The 19,796-nt window shown below is 65.1% G+C and carries 18 protein-coding genes; 8 read left to right on the top strand and 10 right to left on the bottom strand.

The annotated features are described in order from the left end of the window. Positions 1 to 69: 69 nt before the first annotated feature. Together ACO1P8_RS08190 and aspT are read left to right on the top strand one after the other, a co-directional pair. Positions 70 to 1,770, top strand: a complete 1,701-nt coding sequence (locus tag ACO1P8_RS08190) for an aspartate:alanine exchanger family transporter (RefSeq protein ID WP_486295400.1) — start codon at positions 70 to 72, stop codon at positions 1,768 to 1,770. A gap of 27 nt (positions 1,771 to 1,797) precedes the next feature. After that, on the top strand, positions 1,798 to 3,489 hold the full coding sequence (gene aspT / locus ACO1P8_RS08185) for an aspartate-alanine antiporter (RefSeq protein WP_486295399.1): 1,692 nt from the start codon (positions 1,798 to 1,800) through the stop codon (positions 3,487 to 3,489). A 48-nt stretch (positions 3,490 to 3,537) separates the two neighbouring features. Here the strand turns inward: aspT and ACO1P8_RS08180 are convergent, their stop codons facing one another. The 6 genes from ACO1P8_RS08180 to ACO1P8_RS08155 form a co-directional block, all read right to left on the bottom strand. Next, the gene (locus ACO1P8_RS08180; RefSeq protein ID WP_486295398.1) at positions 3,538 to 4,656 is read right to left on the bottom strand and encodes an alpha/beta fold hydrolase; all 1,119 of its coding nucleotides are present in this window, start codon (positions 4,654 to 4,656) and stop codon (positions 3,538 to 3,540) included. Positions 4,657 to 4,832: 176 nt separating this feature from the next. After that, entirely contained in the window at positions 4,833 to 5,219 is a 387-nt protein-coding gene (locus ACO1P8_RS08175) for a hypothetical protein (RefSeq protein WP_486295397.1), read from the bottom strand. 65 nt (positions 5,220 to 5,284) lie between these two features. Further along, entirely contained in the window at positions 5,285 to 6,100 is an 816-nt protein-coding gene (locus tag ACO1P8_RS08170; RefSeq protein WP_486295396.1) for a class I SAM-dependent methyltransferase, read from the bottom strand. 307 nt (positions 6,101 to 6,407) lie between these two features. Next, positions 6,408 to 6,659, bottom strand: coding sequence for a CsbD family protein (locus ACO1P8_RS08165; RefSeq protein WP_486295395.1), 252 nt, complete (start codon positions 6,657 to 6,659; stop codon positions 6,408 to 6,410). A 135-nt stretch (positions 6,660 to 6,794) separates the two neighbouring features. Then, positions 6,795 to 7,211 carry a GreA/GreB family elongation factor gene (locus ACO1P8_RS08160; RefSeq protein WP_486295394.1) on the bottom strand — a complete coding sequence of 139 codons (417 nt, stop codon included), beginning with the start codon at positions 7,209 to 7,211 and terminating at the stop codon, positions 6,795 to 6,797. Between the two features lie 255 nt (positions 7,212 to 7,466). Further along, the gene (locus ACO1P8_RS08155) at positions 7,467 to 8,474 is read right to left on the bottom strand and encodes a zinc-dependent alcohol dehydrogenase family protein (RefSeq protein WP_486295393.1); all 1,008 of its coding nucleotides are present in this window, start codon (positions 8,472 to 8,474) and stop codon (positions 7,467 to 7,469) included. Between the two features lie 102 nt (positions 8,475 to 8,576). On the opposite strand from ACO1P8_RS08155, the gene ACO1P8_RS08150 reads away from it, so the two are divergent. The 3 genes from ACO1P8_RS08150 (at position 8,577) to ACO1P8_RS08140 (ending at position 11,423) form a co-directional block, all read left to right on the top strand. Beyond that, positions 8,577 to 9,428, top strand: a complete 852-nt coding sequence (locus tag ACO1P8_RS08150; protein WP_486295392.1) for a LysR family transcriptional regulator — start codon at positions 8,577 to 8,579, stop codon at positions 9,426 to 9,428. A 142-nt stretch (positions 9,429 to 9,570) separates the two neighbouring features. Then, the gene (locus ACO1P8_RS08145) at positions 9,571 to 10,776 is read left to right on the top strand and encodes an MFS transporter (RefSeq protein WP_486295391.1); all 1,206 of its coding nucleotides are present in this window, start codon (positions 9,571 to 9,573) and stop codon (positions 10,774 to 10,776) included. Positions 10,777 to 10,820: 44 nt separating this feature from the next. Then, entirely contained in the window at positions 10,821 to 11,423 is a 603-nt protein-coding gene (locus tag ACO1P8_RS08140) for a phosphatase PAP2 family protein (RefSeq protein WP_486295411.1), read from the top strand. 41 nt (positions 11,424 to 11,464) lie between these two features. On the opposite strand, the gene ACO1P8_RS08135 is transcribed toward ACO1P8_RS08140, so the two are convergent. After that, a complete protein-coding gene (locus ACO1P8_RS08135) occupies positions 11,465 to 13,309 on the bottom strand; it encodes a CocE/NonD family hydrolase (RefSeq protein WP_486295390.1) in 1,845 nt (614 codons plus the stop codon). A 70-nt stretch (positions 13,310 to 13,379) separates the two neighbouring features. On the opposite strand from ACO1P8_RS08135, the gene ACO1P8_RS08130 reads away from it, so the two are divergent. Further along, positions 13,380 to 14,315: a LysR family transcriptional regulator gene (locus ACO1P8_RS08130; RefSeq protein ID WP_486295389.1), complete on the top strand. Its 936-nt coding sequence runs from the start codon at positions 13,380 to 13,382 to the stop codon at positions 14,313 to 14,315. A 50-nt stretch (positions 14,316 to 14,365) separates the two neighbouring features. On the opposite strand, the gene ACO1P8_RS08125 is transcribed toward ACO1P8_RS08130, so the two are convergent. Next, entirely contained in the window at positions 14,366 to 15,367 is a 1,002-nt protein-coding gene (locus ACO1P8_RS08125; RefSeq protein WP_486295388.1) for a Bug family tripartite tricarboxylate transporter substrate binding protein, read from the bottom strand. A gap of 141 nt (positions 15,368 to 15,508) precedes the next feature. Here ACO1P8_RS08125 and ACO1P8_RS08120 point away from each other — a divergent pair, with 141 nt between their 5' ends. Then, entirely contained in the window at positions 15,509 to 16,411 is a 903-nt protein-coding gene (locus ACO1P8_RS08120) for a LysR family transcriptional regulator (protein WP_486295387.1), read from the top strand. A gap of 52 nt (positions 16,412 to 16,463) precedes the next feature. On the opposite strand, the gene ACO1P8_RS08115 is transcribed toward ACO1P8_RS08120, so the two are convergent. Further along, the gene (locus tag ACO1P8_RS08115) at positions 16,464 to 17,327 is read right to left on the bottom strand and encodes an alpha/beta fold hydrolase (RefSeq protein ID WP_486295386.1); all 864 of its coding nucleotides are present in this window, start codon (positions 17,325 to 17,327) and stop codon (positions 16,464 to 16,466) included. Positions 17,328 to 17,336: 9 nt separating this feature from the next. After that, positions 17,337 to 18,308 (bottom strand): Bug family tripartite tricarboxylate transporter substrate binding protein, encoded by a 972-nt coding sequence (locus ACO1P8_RS08110; protein WP_486295385.1) that lies wholly within the window; start codon positions 18,306 to 18,308, stop codon positions 17,337 to 17,339. Positions 18,309 to 18,617: 309 nt separating this feature from the next. Between ACO1P8_RS08110 and ACO1P8_RS08105 the strand changes: the two genes are divergently transcribed. Beyond that, the coding region (locus tag ACO1P8_RS08105; RefSeq protein ID WP_486295384.1) for a copper resistance system multicopper oxidase at positions 18,618 to 19,796 on the top strand (1,179 nt) is incomplete at its 3' end.

The raw sequence follows: 19,796 nt of genomic DNA, 5'->3' as shown, positions 1-19,796 counted from the left end.
TACGCCTGTCAGCCATGCACCCGGCCCCCGCGGCCGGGACCCTGTCCAGAAAATCAAGGAGAAATGGTCATGGAATGGTTCTTCGGCTTCCTTAAGGCAAATCCCTACATATTGTTGTTCTTCACGGTCGGACTGTCGGTCTGGCTGGGGCGGCTCACCATCAAGGGATATGGTCTGGGCATGGTAGCGGGCGCCGTCGTCGTCGGGGCGATCCTGTCGATCTGGGCCTCGACCTATGGCATCAAGCTGCAGCTGGACAACTTCGTGCGGCTGCTTTTCTACTATCTGTTCATGTATGGCGTCGGGCTGCGGGTAGGGCCGTCGTTCATCAATAGCCTTGGGCGTGACAGCCTGCGCTTTACCTTCCTGGCGGTGCTCGCGCCTGTCCTCGGCCTGGCGATTGTCGTCCTGGGGGTGATCTGGGCGGACCTGCCGGTGGGGGCGGCCGGCGGCATTCTGGCGGGTAGCCAGACGATGTCCGCGGCGATAGGCTCGGCGGAGCAGGCGATCGCCGATGGCGTCGTCACGCTGCCGCCCGGTACGACGCCGGCCGCGGCTACCGGCATGATCGCGCTGTCCTACGGCATTACCTATATCTGGGGTACGGTGGGCATCATTCTGATCGTCAAATACCTGCCGCGCTGGTGGGGCCTGGACGCGAAAGGCGCCGCCAAGCAGTATGAACAGGAGGTGGGCGTAAGCAACGTCGACGAGGCCGGGCTATCGGGCTACCGTGCCGGTGGATTGCGGGCGTATCGGCTGGAAAATCCGGAAGTCGCGGGCAAGAGCATCAGGCAGTTCCGCGAAACCAACCCCGAGTACCGGGTGGCCAACGTCAGGCGCGGCGACCAATCCCTGGGCGCCGATCCCGAGCTGGTCCTGCGGCAAGGCGATGTCGTGGCGCTTGGCGGACGCCTGGAATCGCTCACCGACAAGATGGGGCTGCTGGGCCCGGAAGTCCCCGATCAGCAGGCCCTGAGCGTCCCCATGGATCAAGCCGAGATTCTCGTCACCTCCAAGGACGTTGTGGGCAGGACGCTCAAGTCCTTCCGCGACTCCGACATTGCCGGCCAGGTACAGCTGACCAAGATCGAGCGCTCGGGGGTGCCCATGCCGATAGGCCTGGAAACCACGCTGAAGCGGCGCGATGTGCTTTTCATCACCGGCCTGAAGCCTGCCGTGCAGCGGGCCGGGGAGATCTTCGGGATCGTGGCCCGGCCGAGCACGGCCACCGACTTGCTGACGCTGGCCGCCGGCATGATCCTGGGTTTTCTGATCGGCAAGATCGAATTTCCCGCGTTCGGCAGCAAGGTGGGCCTGGGCAATGCCGGCGGCTTGCTGGTGTCCGGCATCGTCGTGGCATCCATATCGTCGCGTCTGCGCTTTTTCGGCAGTACGCCCAATGCGGCGCGCAACATCCTGGAGGACCTTGGACTGGTCGTGTTCGTCGCCATCGTCGGCCTGAACGCCGGTTCGACGCTGCTGGAACAATTGACCGGCGCAATCGCCCTGAAGATCTTCCTTGTCGGCTTCGTCGCCTGTACCGTGCCGCCATTCATCGTCTGGGCCATCGGCTACCACGTATTCAAGACGAATCCCGCGGTATTGATGGGGGTGACAGCGGGGGCGCGCAGCCACTCCGGTCCCTGTCGGGAGGCAGCGAAGGAAATCGATAGTTCCGTACCCTGGATCGGATTCCCGGTGGCGTATGCGGTCTCCGGCGTACTCCTCACCATCTTCGGTTACTTCGCGATGGTACTGGCGCATTAGGCGAACTGTCATCGGCAAGGAGGCGTGGTGTCATTGGACTGGATCGGGACGCTGCTGCGCGGATCGCCGGAACTCGCGATGTTCCTGGCCGTCCCGGTGGGCTATGTCCTGGGCAATATCAAATTCGGTTCGTTCTCGCTGGGCACCGTAAGCGGCGCCTTGATCGCGGGCCTGGTCATCGGGCAGGCCCACGTCGAGATCAGCCGGGAGTTGCGCTGGAGCCTGTTTTATCTGTTCCTCTTCGCCAACGGCTATTCGGCCGGGCCGCAGTTCTTCCAGGCCCTGAAGCGGGACGGCATCAAACCCATGGCCCTATCGATCGTGGTCACCGTGGTGGCCGTCGCCGTGGCCCTGGGCATGGGGCGCCTGCTGGGCCTGGATGCCGGCATGACGGCGGGCCTGTTCGGCGGCGCGCTGACGCAATCCGCCGTCATGGGAACCGCGACGGGCGCGATCATGGATCTGCCGATACCGGCGGACATGCAGAAGGTGCTGGCAAGCCATATCGCGGTTGCCGATGCCTTGACGTATGTGTTCGGGGCGATCGGCCCCATCATTTTCCTCACTGTGGTGGCTCCCAGGATGTTTCGCATCGACCTGCGCAAGGAAGCTGCCTTGCTGGAGGAGCAGTACGGTATCAAGACCAGCGTCGAAGGCGTGCTTTCGGGGTACCAGAAGTTCGCGGCCAGGGCCTACCTGGTGCAACCCAACGCGGCCTTCAACGGCAAGCGCGTGGACGAGTGCGAGCACGCCTGCCCAGGGTATCGCTATTTCGTGGAGCGATTGCGCAGGGGGAACAGCGATATCGAGGTACGGCCTGACGCCGTGCTGTTGCCGGGCGACGTGGTCGTCGTCCATGGCCGCACCGAAGCGATGGTGACGGTTGGACCTCTGTTCGGCAAGGAACTGCACGAACCCTCGTTGCTGGATTTTCCAGTCGAGATTCTGAGGGTCATGATCACCAGCAAGGCGATCTGCGGACCGACCGTGAAGGATCTTGTGGAAGGCAAGATCCTGGATCTGCGCAGCGTGGGCATGCGCTCGCTCACGCGTGGCGGGCAGGATGTACCGTTCGGCGCGTCGACCCGGCTTAACCGCGGCGACATCGTTGAACTGGTGGGGCCCATGCACGCCGTCGAACGGGTCGCCACGGAAGTGGGGCAGCCATTGCGTCCTGCCACGGCGACGAATCTGTCCATACTGGGATTCGGCATCCTCATCGGCGCGCTCATCGGGCTGCCTTACCTCGACATCGGTGTCTTGAAGCTTACCCTGGGCGCCAGTGTCGGCGTCCTGCTGGCCGGTTTGCTGTTCGGCTGGCTGCGCACGGTACGACCCAAAATGGGCGAAATACCGCAGCCCGCGCTGGACTTCATGATCACGTTCGGACTGGCCGCCTTCGTGGCGGGGGCGGGATTACAGGCAGGGCCTGAATTTGTCCGTGCCGTCAAAGAGCTGGGCGTGGGCATTGTATTGGCCGGCATGGCCGTCACCGTGACGCCGATGCTGGCGGCATTGCTGGTCGGCCGCTACGCGCTCAGGATGAATCCCTTGCTGCTGCTTGGCGCGCTGGCCGGGGCGCAGACCTTCACCGCGGCATTGGCGGCGCTGCAGGAAAAGGCCGGAAGCCGGATACCGGTTCTGGGCTACACGGTCCCCTATGCCATTTCCAATATTCTTCTGACGACGTGCGGGGCCGTCATCGTGGCGCTGGTGTAGCTGCGACGCGCGGATGCCGCCTTGTCCGGGTAGCCTACCGAAGATCCGCTATTGCCCCGCGATCCATCGGGCGATCCCGGGCCAGGATTCCTTAAGCGTGCGGCCACCCATGAAAAGGCCGATGTGGCCGCCGGGTACGGTCTGCGAGACGATGCGGTCCGGGGATGTCCCGATATACTTGCGCGCGTCGAGAACCTGCTCGGGGGTGGTGATATCGTCGGTCGCGCCTGCCAGCAGGTATGTCGGGCAGCTTATGTCGTGAAGGTTCAGTTTGCGGCCCAGGCCGACGAAAGTGCCCTTGGCCAGGCGATTCTCCTGGAAGATCTGCTGGATGACCTGCAGATACCAGCGGCCGGGAAGATCGAGCGGGTTTTCATACCACCTTTCGAACGCCTCTTCCTTGGCCAGGTATGCCGGGTCATCGATATGCTCGTAGAGGTCGACGTGATCCTGCAGGTAGTGTTCCACGGGATGCATGTTCTTCCACCCCCGCAGCATCAGCCGCCCCTGCATCAGGCCGCCTCCCAGGGCAACGAGCTGCTCGTAGAAGGAGAGGGGGGATTCATGCACCATGCGCCTGATGGGACCGTTGCCGGCGTCCGTATCGATGGGCGCGCCCGCGAGGACCAGCGCGTTGACTTTCTCGGGAAACCGCGCCGCGATCATCGCGGAGGTCCATCCGCCCTGGCATAGCCCTACCAGGTTGACCCGCCCGCCCAGATCGTCGATCGCGACGACGAGTTCCGCGAGATAGTTGTCGATCTCCAGGTCCTTCATATCGGGCGTCGCGGACTTCCAGTCGGTCAGCGCCACGTGGCCGATACCATTGGCGAGCAGCGTCTCGATCAGGCTTTGCCCCGCCCGATAGTCGGCGATCATGGCTGTGTGGCCGGCGTAGGGCGCGTTTACCAATGTAGGGATGCCCGCGTCCGCCGTGCCGTAGTCGCGCAGGATCATCGTGCGCAGGTCCAGGCGGACCTGGTTGCGCGTCGCGAGCCGTGGACGAAGCTCGCCGTGGATCTTGATCTCTTCGTCGATGAACTTGATGTTCTTCGCGTAAAGGTCGCGCTCCTCGTCGAGCAGTGCCTTGGCCATCGTCATCGGCCAGAAGGCGGGTACGCTCAGCAGCGAGAGCTCGGAGGACTTGACCGAGGATTTGTTCGCCATCGCGTGCCTCTATGGATTCGAGCCGCCCATGCGGCGGCGACCATGCCACTATCGATGCGCGGGGCCGGCCTGGACTTGATCGAAATCAAGAATGGCGCGGCGGCGCGCCCGCGACGTTATCCCGGGCGTTATCCAGGGCCTTGTCCGAGGCCTTGGCCAAGGCGTTATGTGAGGTGCTATTTAAGGCGAAGGGGCGCTGCCTGGCCCGCGGTCTCCCGCGTGGCGGCGATCAGGACGCCGTCGTGGAACAGGGCTGTTACCGTGCCGCCGCCCTGGCTGGCATCCTGCTGGAAACGCACCTGCCAGCCGTAGATATAGCTGCCGGGATTGTCGAGATCCGTCGCCCAGCCGGTGCTCAGTCGATAGCTGGACTCGCCGCCGCTCGCGGCGCGCGCCGCGGCGGCATTTCCTCCCAGGGCGCGAATGCCTTCGGCCACCTGGGCGTCGGTGGGCCGCGGACCGTAGTCCGCGGAGTCGAGGTCCGACATGCTCGGCGTGGAGGAGCAGGCCACAAGGGCGGCGAACAGGCATGCGCTGGCGACGAAACGGATAAGCGTCTTCATGGGCTGTCGGAGGGGATTCGTGGTCCGTGGATCCGAAAGGGTAACCGGTTCTCGCGCGATTGTGATCACGCCTGTTCGCAGGTCACCAGGTACGCACTGATGGTGGATTGCACGGGGCCGTCGCCGAACTTCGGCCGCAAGTCCTGCGCGACCTGGTCGGTGACGCGCTCCACGGCGCCCGGGGCGCGCGCCTCGATTTCCCCGCGCAAGGGAGTTCCCTGGCAAAAGGCCTGCGCGACCAGGTGAACGGACGGCGCCTCGGCGATGTGCCGGATGGATTCGATCTCGATGGCCTGGAACCCTGCTTCGCGCAGATCGGCGCGCAGCCTGTCCGGTTCGCAATAGCCATGAGGCGTGCGCGACATGAAGCGGGTGGGATTGTCCGGAAACATCTTCGCCAGCGCGTCTTCGACCGCTTCCGCAATGGGGTTATGACGCAGGGAATCCCACGCCGCGAAGAAATACCGCCCATCCGGTCGCAGGACGCGGCGGGCTTCGCGATGCCCCTGGACCTTGTCGGGATAGAACATCACGCCGAACTGGCACGCCACGACGTCGAAGGCCGCCGCATCGAACGGCAGCGCCAGGGCGTCCGCCTGCCGCCATGTAATGCGCGGGTCATTCCCCAGGCTTGCCTGCGCGCGTTCCAGCATCGGCGGATTCAGGTCTGACGCGACGATGCGCGCGTCCGCGGGCAGGCGATCCGCCATCGCGCGCGTAAGGGCACCCGTGCCGGCCGCAATCTCCAGGATGTCGCGAGACCGTATGCGGGCCACGCGGTCCGCCATGTCGTTGGCGTAAGGCTCGAACAGCAGCGGCACCAGCAGCCGCTCGTAGGTTTCCGGAATGCTGCCGGCGAAGAGCTTGTCGTTATGCATCATGGCCATGCTCCGATGAACGGGCCACCCCGGCCAGGGGTCGACGCGGCGCGCCGGCGGTTCCTAGCGTAGCGCCGCCGCCGCCACGGTGGCAGGCCATGCGGGATCCAGGCTTTCCCTAGGCAGCGGCGGACCGCTGCAGCCGGCGGGCGGATTGCTCCGAAGTCATGATGCGCGGCAAGAAGTCCGGCGGTACGGTCGATCACCCCATAGGGCACGTAGCGGGGTCGCTGTCCGCGCCGGACTGCAGGCTCGCCAGCGCGGGGGCGACGGCGGTCGCCTTACCCCGCGCGCTGGTGTACGCGGCCGATCAGTGCCGCGACGAGAGAATGGCGCCCAGCAGGAAGCCGACGCCGGCGGCCACCGCCACGGTGGCGACGGGATTATTGGATGCGCAGTCGCGCATCATATTCAGCGCATCGCCATAGGACTCCTGGGTGCGCCCGGCCAGCTCACGCGCCTTGCCCTTGATCTGCGTGCCGGTGTCCCCGGTCATTTCACCGATGGCGTCCTGCGCCTTGCCTGCCCATTTCTGCGCGGTACCTTCCGTTTTTTCCAGCATCGTCGATCTCCTTTCCAGTCAGACTTCAACAATCACCCTTCACCGCGGCGGGGAGGAGCGACGTCGGGTACAAGCCTGACAAGTAGCAATGGGCGTGCCGGCCCGCAGGATGGCGGCCGCGCAATTGAAACAAATTCAGCTGCCGTAGTCGCCGGCCGCTTCCGGCTGGTACAGGATCCTGGCGATGGTGCCCTCGTGCACCAGGCGGTCGGGCCCTTGCCATTGGATGGTTTCGCCTTCGCGGCAGCCCAGCAGGCTAAGGCCCAATGGGGACAGCACGGAGATATGCCCGTGCGCCGCATCGGCCTCGGCGGGGTAGACCAGACGCAGCTCGAGGTCGCGGCCCGTCTCGTCACGCAGCTGGACATGCGAGCGCATGGTGACGAGATCCGGGGGGGCCGCGTGGCCGGGCAGCGTGGGCGCCATGTCGAGCAGATCGTGGGCGCCATGGGCGGCGTCGATATGGCCGTGCGCGGTCAAACGCGCCAACAGGCTGGCGAGACGGGCGTAATCCAGTTCGGTGAGTACGCGGTCATGGATGGGGGCGGGCATGGAGCACTCCTGTAGGGTCGTGCGCCGCACGGTGATGCGGCATGGCTTCGCGCGGGCGGGGCCCGACGACCTGGAGGAATGCGCTTTGGAAAGGGTGCTGCGGGTCGCCGGGCTCAAGCTTGTGCGGCAAATGCCGCCGCCGGTCCGGTCTTGTGGCGCTGGTGCGGGCGCGCGCACGCCGACCCGGTCCGCTGGCGCGGGCCGGTGCCGGTAATGAAGGTGTGCGCGGCATGCCTGGAAAACATGCGGACCATTCTAGGCCAACGGGGATGAACCGTCCAATTCGACCACCAGCTTGCCCCGCGCCGCGCCGGATCGGATGACGAGATAGGCTTCGCCCACATCGTGCAGCGTGAAACGCCTTTCGTCGAGGATCGGGGCCAACTGCCCGGCTTCGATGAGGCCGGTCGCCTGCTCCAGGATCTCGCGGCAATGCTCGATGCCTTCGCCTGAAAGCAGCGCGGGCAGGATGAACACGCCGGAGTAGCTCGCTTCCTTGAACGAGAGCGGGGCCAGCGCGTGCGTGCCCCACCCGAGGCAGCTGACGACATGCCCGAAGCGCCGAACCGCCTGGAAGGACGCATCCAGCACCGCACCGCCCACGGTGTCATAGACGCGGTCGAAGCCGCGACCGCCGGTCAGTCGCTGCACGTAGTCCTGCACCGGTTCATCGCGGTCTATGAAAGTCGCGCCTAGGCGCTCGATGACGTCGCGGTTGTGTTCCGACCCGGTTGCGTAAACCTGGGCGCCCAGCGCGCGTGCCAGCTGGACCGCGACATGTCCCACACCGCCTGCGCCGCCCTGGACAAGGACGCTATCGCCCGCGGCGACGGCCATCCGGTCCACGATGCCTTTCCACGCCGTGATCAGGACGGCGGGGAGGGCGGCGGCCTGCCGCATGGAAAGATGCGCCGGCTTGCGCGCCAGCAGACCGGCATCGACGGCGGCATATTGGGCCAGCGTACCCTGCCGTCCTCCCGCCCCGCCGGTCATGCCGTAGACCGCGTCGCCGGGCTGCAAGCCGATGACCTCGGCGCCCACGGCTTCGACCGTGCCCGCCAGGTCCATCCCCAGGACCGCGGGCGCGGGTTGGTGGGCGTGCTCGGCCTGGCCGGCATGGATCTTCGTGTCCAAGGGATTGATGCCGCTTGCCGCGATGCGTACGAGCACATCGCGCGGTCCGGCGACGGGTATCGGGATATCGGCGATGCGGAACGGCGCGCCGTGCGTATCGAGGACGGCGGCTTTCATGGTGGTATTCATCCGGATTCTCCAAAAAGGTATGGGCCGATTCTGGTCCATTCCATTCTGAATTGGTATAAACACGGATGAACCTTAGCCATTCATTTTTGTATGGGCCTCGGCATGGAATGGAGCGACCTGAGAATCTTCCTGGCCATCGCGCGCGCCGGCACCCTGGGCGGCGCCGCCCGCGTCCTGGGCCTATCGCAGCCGACGATGGGACGCCGCCTGCGTGCGCTGGAGCTGGAGCTGGGCTGCAGCCTGTTCCAGAGGACCGCCGACGGCCTGGTCCTGACCGACGAGGGAACCACTGTCCTGGAACACGCGGAGCGGATGGAGGAAGAATCGCTCGCGTTCCAGCGCCGCCTGGCCGGGGCCGATGTGCAGTTGGACGGCATGCTGCGCGTGTCGTCGTCCGACTGGTTCGGCACTTGCATGCTGGCGCCCGTGCTGGCGGAATTCAGCGAGCGGCATCCCAAGGTTTGCGTCGAACTGGTCAGCGATGCCCGCATGTACAGCCTCCCGCGCCGGGAGGCCGATATCGCGTTCCGGATCCAGCCGTTCCAGGAGCCGGAAGTCGTGTCGCGGCGGCTCATGCACATCCCGTATGCGGTCTACGCCCGGGCAGATCGGGCGATCGCGCCCGCCGATGAGGGCGCGGATGCGCGGGTCATCACGATGGACACGGCCTTCGGGAATATGCCGGACGTGCTGTGGCTGACGCAGGTGTGGCCGAAGGCGAGGGTGGCGATGCGCAGCAACAGCCGTCTCGCGCAGGCGGAGTTCTGCCGCCAGGGTGCCGGATTGGCGGTACTGCCGATACCGCTGGGCGACCGCGTTCCCGGCCTGGCCCGCGTGGAAACGGGCCAGGCGCCGCCCGGGCGGGACACCTATCTGGGCTACCACCGCGACCTGCGCCGGCTATCGCGCCTGCGGGCATTGCTCGACCTGGTCATCGAGCGATTGGCCAACTAAGGCCTCATGACGCGCCTTCTTCCATTGATCCCGGAACTCGCAGCCATACCGGAAGACCGGGAACCCGCGACCGTTCCAGCGGTCGAATACGCGCACACATGCCAGTCACCCCACGAAACGTTCACGTCCGAAGAAAAGTCGAATGAATTCCAGCCCACCATCCGCCCCCAGGCTGGTCATTCCGCGCACGGTCTGGGCGCTTGGGCTGGTCAGTCTCTTCATGGACCTGTCGTCCGAGATGGTGCATGCGCTTCTGCCCATTTATCTGGTCGGCACACTGGGCATGAGCGTCACCGCGCTGGGCGTGCTCGAAGGCGCGGCCGAAGCCACCGCAATGATCGTCAAGATTTTCTCGGGCGCGCTGAGCGACTGGAGCGGCAAGCGCAAAGGATTGCTGCTCTTCGGCTACGGGCTCGCGGCCCTGACCAAGCCGCTCTTTCCGCTGGCGAGCACGCCGGCGGTGGTGGTGACCGCGCGGCTACTGGATCGGCTGGGCAAGGGCATCCGGGGTGCGCCGCGCGATGCCCTGGTGGCTGACGTGGCGCCGCCGGCAATACGCGGCGCCTGCTTCGGGCTGCGGCAATCCATGGACACCGTCGGGGCGTTTGCCGGTCCACTGCTCGCCATCGTGCTGATGCTGATATTTGCCGATCACATCCGCGCGGTGCTGTGGTTTGCCATCGTTCCGGCATTCATCGCGGTCGCGATAATCCTGTTCGGCGTCCGCGAGCCGGAGCGGGCGCCCGCGCGAGCCGTCTTCCGCTCGCCCTTGCACTGGCGCGCGCTGCGCGAGTTCCCGACCCGCTACTGGCTGGTGGTCGCCATAGGCGCGACCTTCACACTGGCCCGTTTCAGCGAGGCATTCCTGGTGCTGCGTGCACGGGAAGCCGGATTGGATATCGCGTGGGTCCCGGCCGTCATGGTCACGATGAGCCTGGCGTATTCGCTTTCGGCGTATCCGGTCGGTATATTCTCCGATCGGTTCGATCGGCGCGTGCTGCTTGCAATCGGCCTCGCGCTGCTTATCGCGGCGGACCTGATCCTTGGCTCGCGCGGCACGGTAATGCCGCTGTTCGCGGGCGTCACCGCATGGGGGCTCCACATGGGCTTCACACAGGGCATCCTCGCCGCGATCGTGGCGGATACGGCGCCCCGCTCGCTGCGCGGTACGGCGTTTGGCGTGTTCAATCTGGCCTGTGGCATCTGCATGCTGCTTGGCAGCTCCATTGCCGGCTGGCTATGGGACCACTATGGCGCTTCCGTGACGTTCCTCACGGGCGCGGCGCTAGCCCTGGTCCCATTGGCGATGTGCGGCCTCGCGCCACGACCGCGCGTAAATGCCGGTTGATATTTTCCGTTGAGTTTTCCCTTGCATCACTACGAACTGATCCAATGACGACCATCGAGGCATACAACCGCACACTCTTTCTGATGATCAACGGCACCCCGTCGGCGCCGGCTTGGCTGGTCGCGACGGCGCTTGCCTGTGCCAATGATCTTATCTACGTTATTCCCGTCATTCTCGTGATGATGTGGCTGTCCGGAAGCGAGCGCCAGCGCGAAATCGCCATTCGCGCCTGTGCCGTCACGCTGCTGGCGCTCGGAGCAAACCAGGCCATCGGCCTGGTCTGGCCACATCCCCGGCCATTCATGATCGGGCTGGGGCATACCTTCATGCCGCATGCCGCCGACCCATCGTTCCCCAGCGACCACCTGACGGTAGTCGCCGCGGTGATGCTGACGTTATTCTTCGGCGGCCGCAAACGGACCGGCTTCCTCGCGCTCGTGGCCGGCCTGGCAATCGCATGGGCGCGGGTCTTCCTGGGCGTGCATTTTCCGCTGGACATGGCTGGCGCGGTGCTGGTCTCGTGCCTTGCGTACGCGGCGATCGCTCCGCTCTGGCGGATCCGCGGTGCAGCCGTCACGGGGCTGGCGATCGCGCTATACCAAGCGCTATTCGCCCGGGCCATCGGCCTGGGGTGGCTGCGACGCTGACCGCGTGACCGCGTATCGGCGGTACGCGGCCAGCCTCGCTCTTACCCGCAGCGCCGCAGGGGCAGCGCGATGGACGAATCGTGGGCGCCCCCCGTACCCAGCCGCAAACGCGGCGGCCGTCCATGAGGGACCTGTCCGCAGTGGTCGTTGTCGGCGCCGGCGATCGACACGCGGATACGGCTGCCCGCTGAAAACCGCCAGGCGATGGGCAGCAGCGCCAGTTCGATGCGTTCGAATTCGCCAGGGACCAGCGGCGCGGCATTCTCTTTGCGGAATGTCCGGAAAGGCCAGGTGGTACGGTACCCGGGCGGACACGGCGATACTTTGCGGTGCAGCAGGCGCAGCAGGCCCTCGGTAACGTAGCGTTCGCGTCCGTCTGCCTCGATCTCGCTCAGGTAGACGAATAGCGCGGCATCCGGTTCGCTGCTGGCCACCCAGAGGTCGATGACGGCATGCCCGCCCATCTCCATCGGGCTCGGCAGCGGCTCGGAAGTAAAGCTGGCCATGCGATCCGTACGGCCCTGCCAGTCCGGGTAATACTCGGTGCTGTTGATGGCCGCGATGCGCTCGTAGCGCGTGCCGGCGCCGGTTCCCAGCGCAAAGTCCACTTGATATTCCCGCTCGCCGGCGCCCGTCGATCCCTGCTCGGACAAACCGCCGCTTTGCGCCAGATGCAGGTGCGAGACCTCATCGCCATACGGCGGCCACTGGTCCGCGGCCCGCCACCGCTCCGCGTGCAGGGCGTAATAGTGTATGGGGGCTTCCTTCTCCAGGCCGGTGGGCATGCCCAGCAGATAATGGTCGAAGAAGCGCAGCACCTCGGCCAGCCAGATAGGCTCGGCCATTTCCTGCCGGCGCCACGGCGACACATCGATGCGCGCGCCGTGATCCCACGGACCCAGCATCAGATGGCGCGGGTTCCTGTCCAGCGTCAGGTAGCGCGAGATCGCCGCATTCATGTAGCCGGCGCCATCCATCCAGCCGGAAACCGACAGCACCGCCACATCGTTCGGGATCCGGGCCGCCAGGCTGTACGGACTGAAGGTGGCGGAACTGAACTCCGGGTCATAGGGCAGGGGGTCTTCGCGGAACCGGAACTCCGGCATGAATTCGGTCTGTCGGAAGTTGCCCAGGTGTTCCCGCACCGCCTGCCGGACCAGCGTGCCGTCCGTATCCTCGTCCACCGGCTGGGGACCGGCGAAGTCGGGATTCGCGTAATAGACGAAGCGATGCAGCATGTCGCGGCGGTCGTGGTCCAGCGCCACCATGAGGTCGTCATAGCTGCGCGTCAGCGCCTTGAGCTGTATGCCGCCGGGATAGTAGTTATCGGTGTAGGTATCCCAGACGGAAAACAGCGGCGCGATGGCCTTGACGGCCGGATGGCCCGTGGCGGCCAGGAAGTCCGCGGCTGCGCCCAGATAGGAGATGCCCGTGGCTCCGACCACGCCGCTGGACCATGGCTGGGCCACGACCCAATCCACCACCTCGCGGCTGTCCTCGCGTTCGCGCGGCGAGCGGAAGCTGTCCCGCGTGCCGAAGCTGGCGCCCGTGCCCCGCACGTCGATCACGATCACGGCATATCCGCGCGGCACGAAGTAGTCACGCAGCCTGGCGGTATTGGGCGCGGGTTCGCCGCTGCCGCCAGGCTTGAGGGCAAAGCGGCGGTAATACGGTGTGAACAGCACGATGGCGGGATGCCGGGCGGTGCCCGCACGGCCGGCGGCCGGCTGCGGGACGTAAACGTCGATGGCCAGGCGGCAGCCGTCGCGCATCGTCAGATAGCGGGAGACGGGGGTGGGAATCGTGTACTCGACCGGCCGCGCGGCCGCATAGGCTTGCGGCGGCACGGACCAGGCCTGTTGCTCTTTATCGGTCAACGTGGACATGCGTATCCTCGGTAAGGGTGTAACGGGGCGGCTAAGATGCGAACCAAAGGAAGCCGTACAAGGAAGTCCGATGGACCTGCGCCAACTCAAGTATTTCGCCCGCATCGTCGAACTGGAAAGCATCACCGCCGCGGCGGAGACGCTGCATATTTCGCAACCGTCGCTGAGCCAGCAGGTCGCCAATCTCGAAAGCGAACTGGACACGCAATTGCTGGTACGGGCGCCGGGCGGCGTGCGCGCAACCGATGCCGGCAAGCTGCTCTATCGCCACGCGCAAATGGTGCTGCGCCAGGTGGACGAGGCCCGCGCCGCCCTGAAGAACGGCCGCGATACCCCGGCCGGGCATGTCAGGGTAGGACTGCCGACGAGCACTTCGCGGGTATTGGCGCTGCCATTGATCGAGGCGGTGGCAACCCGCCTGCCGGAGGTTGTGCTGGAAGTCGTGGAAGGCAGCAGCGCCGACCTGGCCGTCGCCGTCTCGCTGGACCGCATGGATATTTCGGTGGCCATGGACGTACAGCCCCAGCCGGCGCGCATGACCACCCGGGCCATGCTGATCGAAGATCTGTTCCTGGTCGGTCCGCCGCTGGGCCTGGACGCCGTCACCCTGCGGCAGATGTCCGAACTGCCGCTGCTGCTGCCGAGTTTCCCGAACTCCATCCGCATGCTGGCCGCGCGCACCTTTGCGGAGGAATCCCTCCCCATCATGCTGGTGGCGGAAACCAGCGCCGTATCCATCCTGCTGTCCCTGGCGCGCGTGGGCAAGGGCTGGACCGTGTTGCCCTCGTCGGCGCTGGTGGGCCCGGAGGCGCGATCGGAGAACGTCGTCGCCACGCGTATCGCCAGCCCCGAATATCGGCGTCGCGTGTCCGTATGCATGTCCCTGTCCGCCGAGAAAAGCCTGGCCTGCAGCCGCGTCCATCAAACCCTGTTCGACGTCGCAGGGCAACTGGTCGCGGCGGGCGCATGGAGCGGCGTCGAATGGCTGGCCGCAACGGCGTCCTGACAGTTGGGGAAGATAGGGCGGGGCGGGCATCCCATTTCCGTGCGGCGCGGTCAATCGACCTGAATGCCGGTCTGCGCGATGAACCCGCCCCAGAATTTCGAATCGTCTTCGGCACGCGTGCGCATCTGTTCGGCGGTACCCTGCAGCGGTACGAAGTACAAATCCTTCAGCTTTTTATTGACGGACGGGTCGGCGATCGCGGCCTGCACCGCGGCGTTGAGTTTGTCGACGACGGCCTTGTCCATGCCGGCGGGGCCCACGATGGCGAACCAGCCGGGCATGGGCGGCACCTTCAGGCCGGCTTCCTTCAGGGTCGGTACGGCGGGCAGATCGCTGGCGCGCCGGTCGGCCAGTACGGCCAGCGGGACCACATTGCCGGCCTGGATCTGGGGCAGCGCCGAACCCAGTACGCTGGTCATCAGGTCCACCTGGCCGCCGATGACGGCGTTCAGCGCGGGGCCCGAACCCTTGTACGGGATGTGTTTCAGCTGGATTCCCGCGCCGTGGGCGATCATCTCCGTCGACAGGTGAGTTGAATTGCCGGCACCGGCACTGGCGAACGTGATGCGGCCCGGCGCGGCCTTGGCGGCGGCAATCAATTGCGCCAGCGATTGATAGGGCGCATCCTTGTTCGCGAGCAGTACGAAGGGCGTATCGACCACGGGCGCGACGTAGGTGTAGTCCTTGGCGGGATCGTAGGGCAGCTGTTTGTACAGATGGGGGTTGAAGCTCATCTGCGAAACACCGGCCAGCAGCAGCGTGTAGCCATCCGCGGGCGCCTTTGCGACATAGGACATGGCGACGATGCCGTTCGCGCCGGGACGGTTCTCGACCACCACGGAGGCGCCCAGTGCGCTGCCCATTCTGTCTCCCAGAAGGCGGGCCACGACGTCGCCACCCGACCCCGCGGACTGCGGCACGATCAGTCGTACGGGATGATCGGGATACGTACCCGCGCGCGCGGCCGGGCCGGCAAGCAGGACGGATACACTGAACAACGCCGCGGCGGCGACGCAGGCGCGGCGGACACCGGCCGGACCAGGTTTAAACATGGATTTCCCCTGAATAATCGGATGTTGCGCTGTTGATGACGGTGGTATTGCGCAACCGGGCTACATCCTATGGAATGGGGGCCGGCGGGACAAATACTCCTTTCCTATGCGTGCATAGGTCGTTCCTTTGGCGGTAGAACCTTGCGAAACGTCGAAATCACACACCTGCGCTACTTCGTGGCTGTCGCCGAAGAGCTGAGTTTCAGCCGCGCCGCGACGCGGCTGCATATGTCGCAGCCGCCGTTGTCCCAACGCATCAAGGCGCTGGAGGATGAACTTGGCGTCCAGTTGCTGGCGCGTAACCGCCGCGATGTGCAGCTGACCGAAGCCGGCAAGATTTTCCTGAACGAAAGCCGGTACATCCTGGAATACCTTGGCCATACCGTCGGGGCGACGGTCAAGGCAGGCAGCCGGGATGCCGGAGGCCTGAAGATCGGCTTCGTCACCTCCGCGCTGATTCATCTCCTGCCATCGATCAAGGCGCGCCTGACCGCGCGTTTTCCCGATGTGCAGATGATCGTGCACGACATGTCGTCAAAAAGCCAGGTGGAAGCGTTGCTGCACGAGGAGCTCGACATCGGCGTCATCCATTCCTGTCCGACCGTCGCCGGGCTGAACAAATTTCCGATTTACTCCGAGCCTTTCGTCCTCGCTTTACCGCAAGGACACGAACTCGCCAGCCGGTCGTCCATCGAGGCGGCGGACCTGGAAAAGCACCCTTTGATCGGCTTTTCGCGGGAAGCCTCTCCATCCTTGCACGACGCGCAGATGGCCTGCTGCCTGGCGAAAGGCGTCCGCCCGCACCTGGTACACCAGGCCCGCACGCCGCTGGCGATCTTCCAATTGATCCAGCTGGGCATGGGGATTTCGCTTGTGCCCAAGGCGTATTCGCGGGCGACGTATCCTGGCGTGGTGTTCAAGGACCTGCGGGAAAGCGCCGGCCATCTTCACTTGTACGTCGTTTGGAAGGACGGGGTGAAGTCCGGCTTGACCAGAAAGGTGATAGACGAAGTCATGCTGCACCGGTTTACCGAGCTGGATTGATTTCCCGCATCGGCGACCGGCGCCGGACTTATCGACTTATCGGTGTATCGGCTTATCGGTTTCCCGCGTCGGATTGCGGCCGGTACACACGCAGCGCGAATGCAGCAATGGCGTCGGCCATGGCCTGTGGCTGCTCGGGGGCCATGGCATGCCCCGCACCGCGGATAATCTGTACCGTCACGCGTTCGCCCAGGTACGGCTTCATGACATTGGGTACCACCACCGCATCGTACTCGGCTTGCAAATCCAATATGGGCACGCGGTCGCCCGCGGAGAAATACTCGTCGATGGGCGTGACGCGGCGCGCGTGGCTCTGCGCGTCATGCGCCTCGGTGTACCAGCCATCGAGCCAGACCCGGGGATCGCTTCCAGGGGCAAAGAATGCCCGCCGCAGACAGTCGATGCGGGTCTCTTCCGCCAGGCTGTAGTCTCCCGCGCCATCGATGGCATCGCGAAGCCGGGCGTAGGGTTGCTCGTCCGAGCCCGGGGGCATTTTTCCCGCGGAAGCGGCCGCCATGACCACGCCGATGACCAGATCGGGACGATCGGCAGCCAGCATGCGCGCCGGCTGGCTGCCCCACGCATGGCCGACGATCACCAGGGGTCCGGTGTTTTCCTGGTCCAGCACCGCCGCCACATCCGCCGCGAAATGATGCAGGTCCAGTGCATCCATGGGCCCCCGGCTCTCGCCGATACCCCGCGGCTCCGGACGCAGCACTTTGAAGCCGGCGCGCGCCAGGTGCGCGGCAACGGTGTCGTAGTCCCGTCCGGACCGGGCCAGGGAGGGAAGTATGCAGACGGCCGGGCCCTCTCCTTGGACGGCGTATTCGATCTGGACATCCGTACCGGCGGTCGCCGGGCGGTATACGACGATTCTGCGCTCGGCAGCGCGCGCGTCGGGTTCAGTGTGGGGCATCTGCATCACCTACTTGATCTGGATATGGGCTTCTTTCGCGAGCTTCGATACCTTATCGTGCTCGTCCCGCTGCACACGGGCCAGGTCGCCGGGCGAACTGGCTACGACGTTGAACATCATCGCGTCGAAGGCCTGCTTGGCTTGCGCGGCGTGGGTCGCCTTGCCGATCGCGGCGGACAGTTTTTTCACGATGGCATCGGGCAGGCCGGCCGGTCCCCAGATCCCATACCAGGATGAAAACTCAAACCCTTCCACGCCGCTTTCCGCCACGGTCGGAACATTCGGGAGCTTATCTGCCCGCGTCGAACTGGTGATCGCCAGCGCCTTGAGTTTGCCTGATTGCACGAACGGGTAGACCCCGGGCATGGGGGAAACCGCCGCAGTGACGTGTCCCGCCATGACATCTGTCAGCTGCGGAACGGCGCCGCGATAGGAGATGATCTGCATATTCAATTTCAGATCGCGGTTGAGCATCTCCTCCGTAAGATGGCTGGAAGTCCCATAACCGGAGGTCGCCCAGGTCAGATGCTCGCCGCTTCTTCTTGCATGTTCCTGCAAGTCCTTCAGCGTGTTGAACGGCGAGTCGGGCTTGGTGACCACCAGCAACGGTACCGTCCCGATGCGGGCGATGGGCGTAAAGTCCTTCAGCGCATCGTATTTCGCATGGGTATCGACCAGCGGCAGGTAGATCTGGCTGGAGGCATGCAGCAGCAGCGTGTAGCCGTCGGGATTGGCGCGCGCCACATGCTCGGATCCGATCATGCCCGAGGCGCCCGGCTTGTTTTCGACGATGACCGGCTGGCCCAATTCCTTTTGCAACTGGGCCGTCACGATCCGCGCGACCGTGTCGACCGAACCCCCGGGCGTGTACGGAACCACCACCGTGATGGGCCTATCCGGATAGGCCTGCGCCATCGACGCCAAGGGCATGGCCGCAAGCGCGGCGGCAACCAGCATTCCCGTCAATCCTGCTTTTTTCATTCGTGTCTCCTCGGAGCCGCTGCGCGGTCTGATATTTGAAATGGCGACGTGCAGCGCGACTGTAGGGGCTGGCGGGCGCGGGGTCCAATATCGTCTGAGACCCTCAGTTATCGTCTTTGCGAATAACCGTCAAACCCCAGGCCGGGAGACTGGCGGCGGTCCGTATCCTGACATAAATGTAATCATGCGCCGTCACCGATATGGCACCATCTTTCTCGTGACATTGACCGCCACAGCCGCGTGAGCGGCGGGTGCCGCGTGCAGGGATGGGCCCGGCAAGGCAGCGTGCGGTCGCTTTGTGGAAACCTTATGCCGGGGCCGAATTCAAGGCGGACTTTCGTGAAGGCGCTCGGGGCGGGCGCGCTGTTGAGCGGTATGGGCCTGGGCCGCGCGTCGGCGGCCGTCGACCGCGTCGGCGAACCCGGCGTATTGTCAGGCACGCAGTTCGACCTTTCCATTGAAGAGGCCAGCGTCGATTTCACCGGTACGCGACGGACGGCCCTTACCGTCAATGGCGGCATACCGGGCCCCATACTGCGCTGGCGCGAAGGCGATACGGTCACCCTGCGCGTACGCAACCGGTTTCGCGCGACCACGTCGATCCATTGGCACGGCATTGTCCTGCCGGCCAATATGGACGGCGTGCCCGGCTTGAGCTTTCACGGCATCGAGCCGGGTGGCATGTACCTTTACCAGTTCAAGGTCAGGCAAAACGGCACCTACTGGTATCACAGCCATTCGGGCTTCCAGGAACAGTCCGGCGTATATGGTCCACTGGTCATCCAGCCAAAGGAACCGGAGCCCTTTGCCTACGACCGGGACTACGTGGTGATGCTGTCCGACTGGACGGACGAAGATCCCGAAAACGTAGCCCGGAAGCTGAAGAAACAATCCGACTACTACAACTTCCATAAGCGCACGCTCGTGGACTTTGTCCATGACGTCAGATCCAAGGGCTGGGGTGCCACCGTCGACGATCGGATGATGTGGGCCGAAATGCGGATGAACCCGACGGACCTGGCCGATGTCAGCGGCTACACCTATACCTATCTGATGAACGGCAGGGCGCCGGAGCCAGGCTGGACCGGTATCTTCCGGCGCGGCGAGCGCGTCCGCCTGCGTTTTATCAATGGCTCTTCGATGAGCTATTTCGATGTTCGCATTCCCGGATTGAAGATGACGGTGGTTGCCGCCGACGGTCAGTATGTCAAGCCGGTAAGCGTGGACGAGTTCCGGATCGCCGTGGCGGAAACCTTCGACGTATTGGTCGAGCCCACCGGGGAAGACGCGTACACCATTTTCGCGCAGTCCATGGACCGTACCGGCTACGCCAGGGGCACATTGGCCGTCGCCGAAGGACGGACCGCGCCCGTGCCGCCCATGGATGCCCGTCCCTTGCTGACCATGGGCGACATGGGCATGGGAGGCATGGACCACGGCGCCATGCAAGGCATGGACCACGGCAAGGGGGCGGGCGCGGATGGCGGC

The sequence above is a fragment of the Bordetella sp. genome, from assembly GCF_057362025.1.
This window is presented reverse-complemented; position numbering and strand designations above follow the sequence as displayed.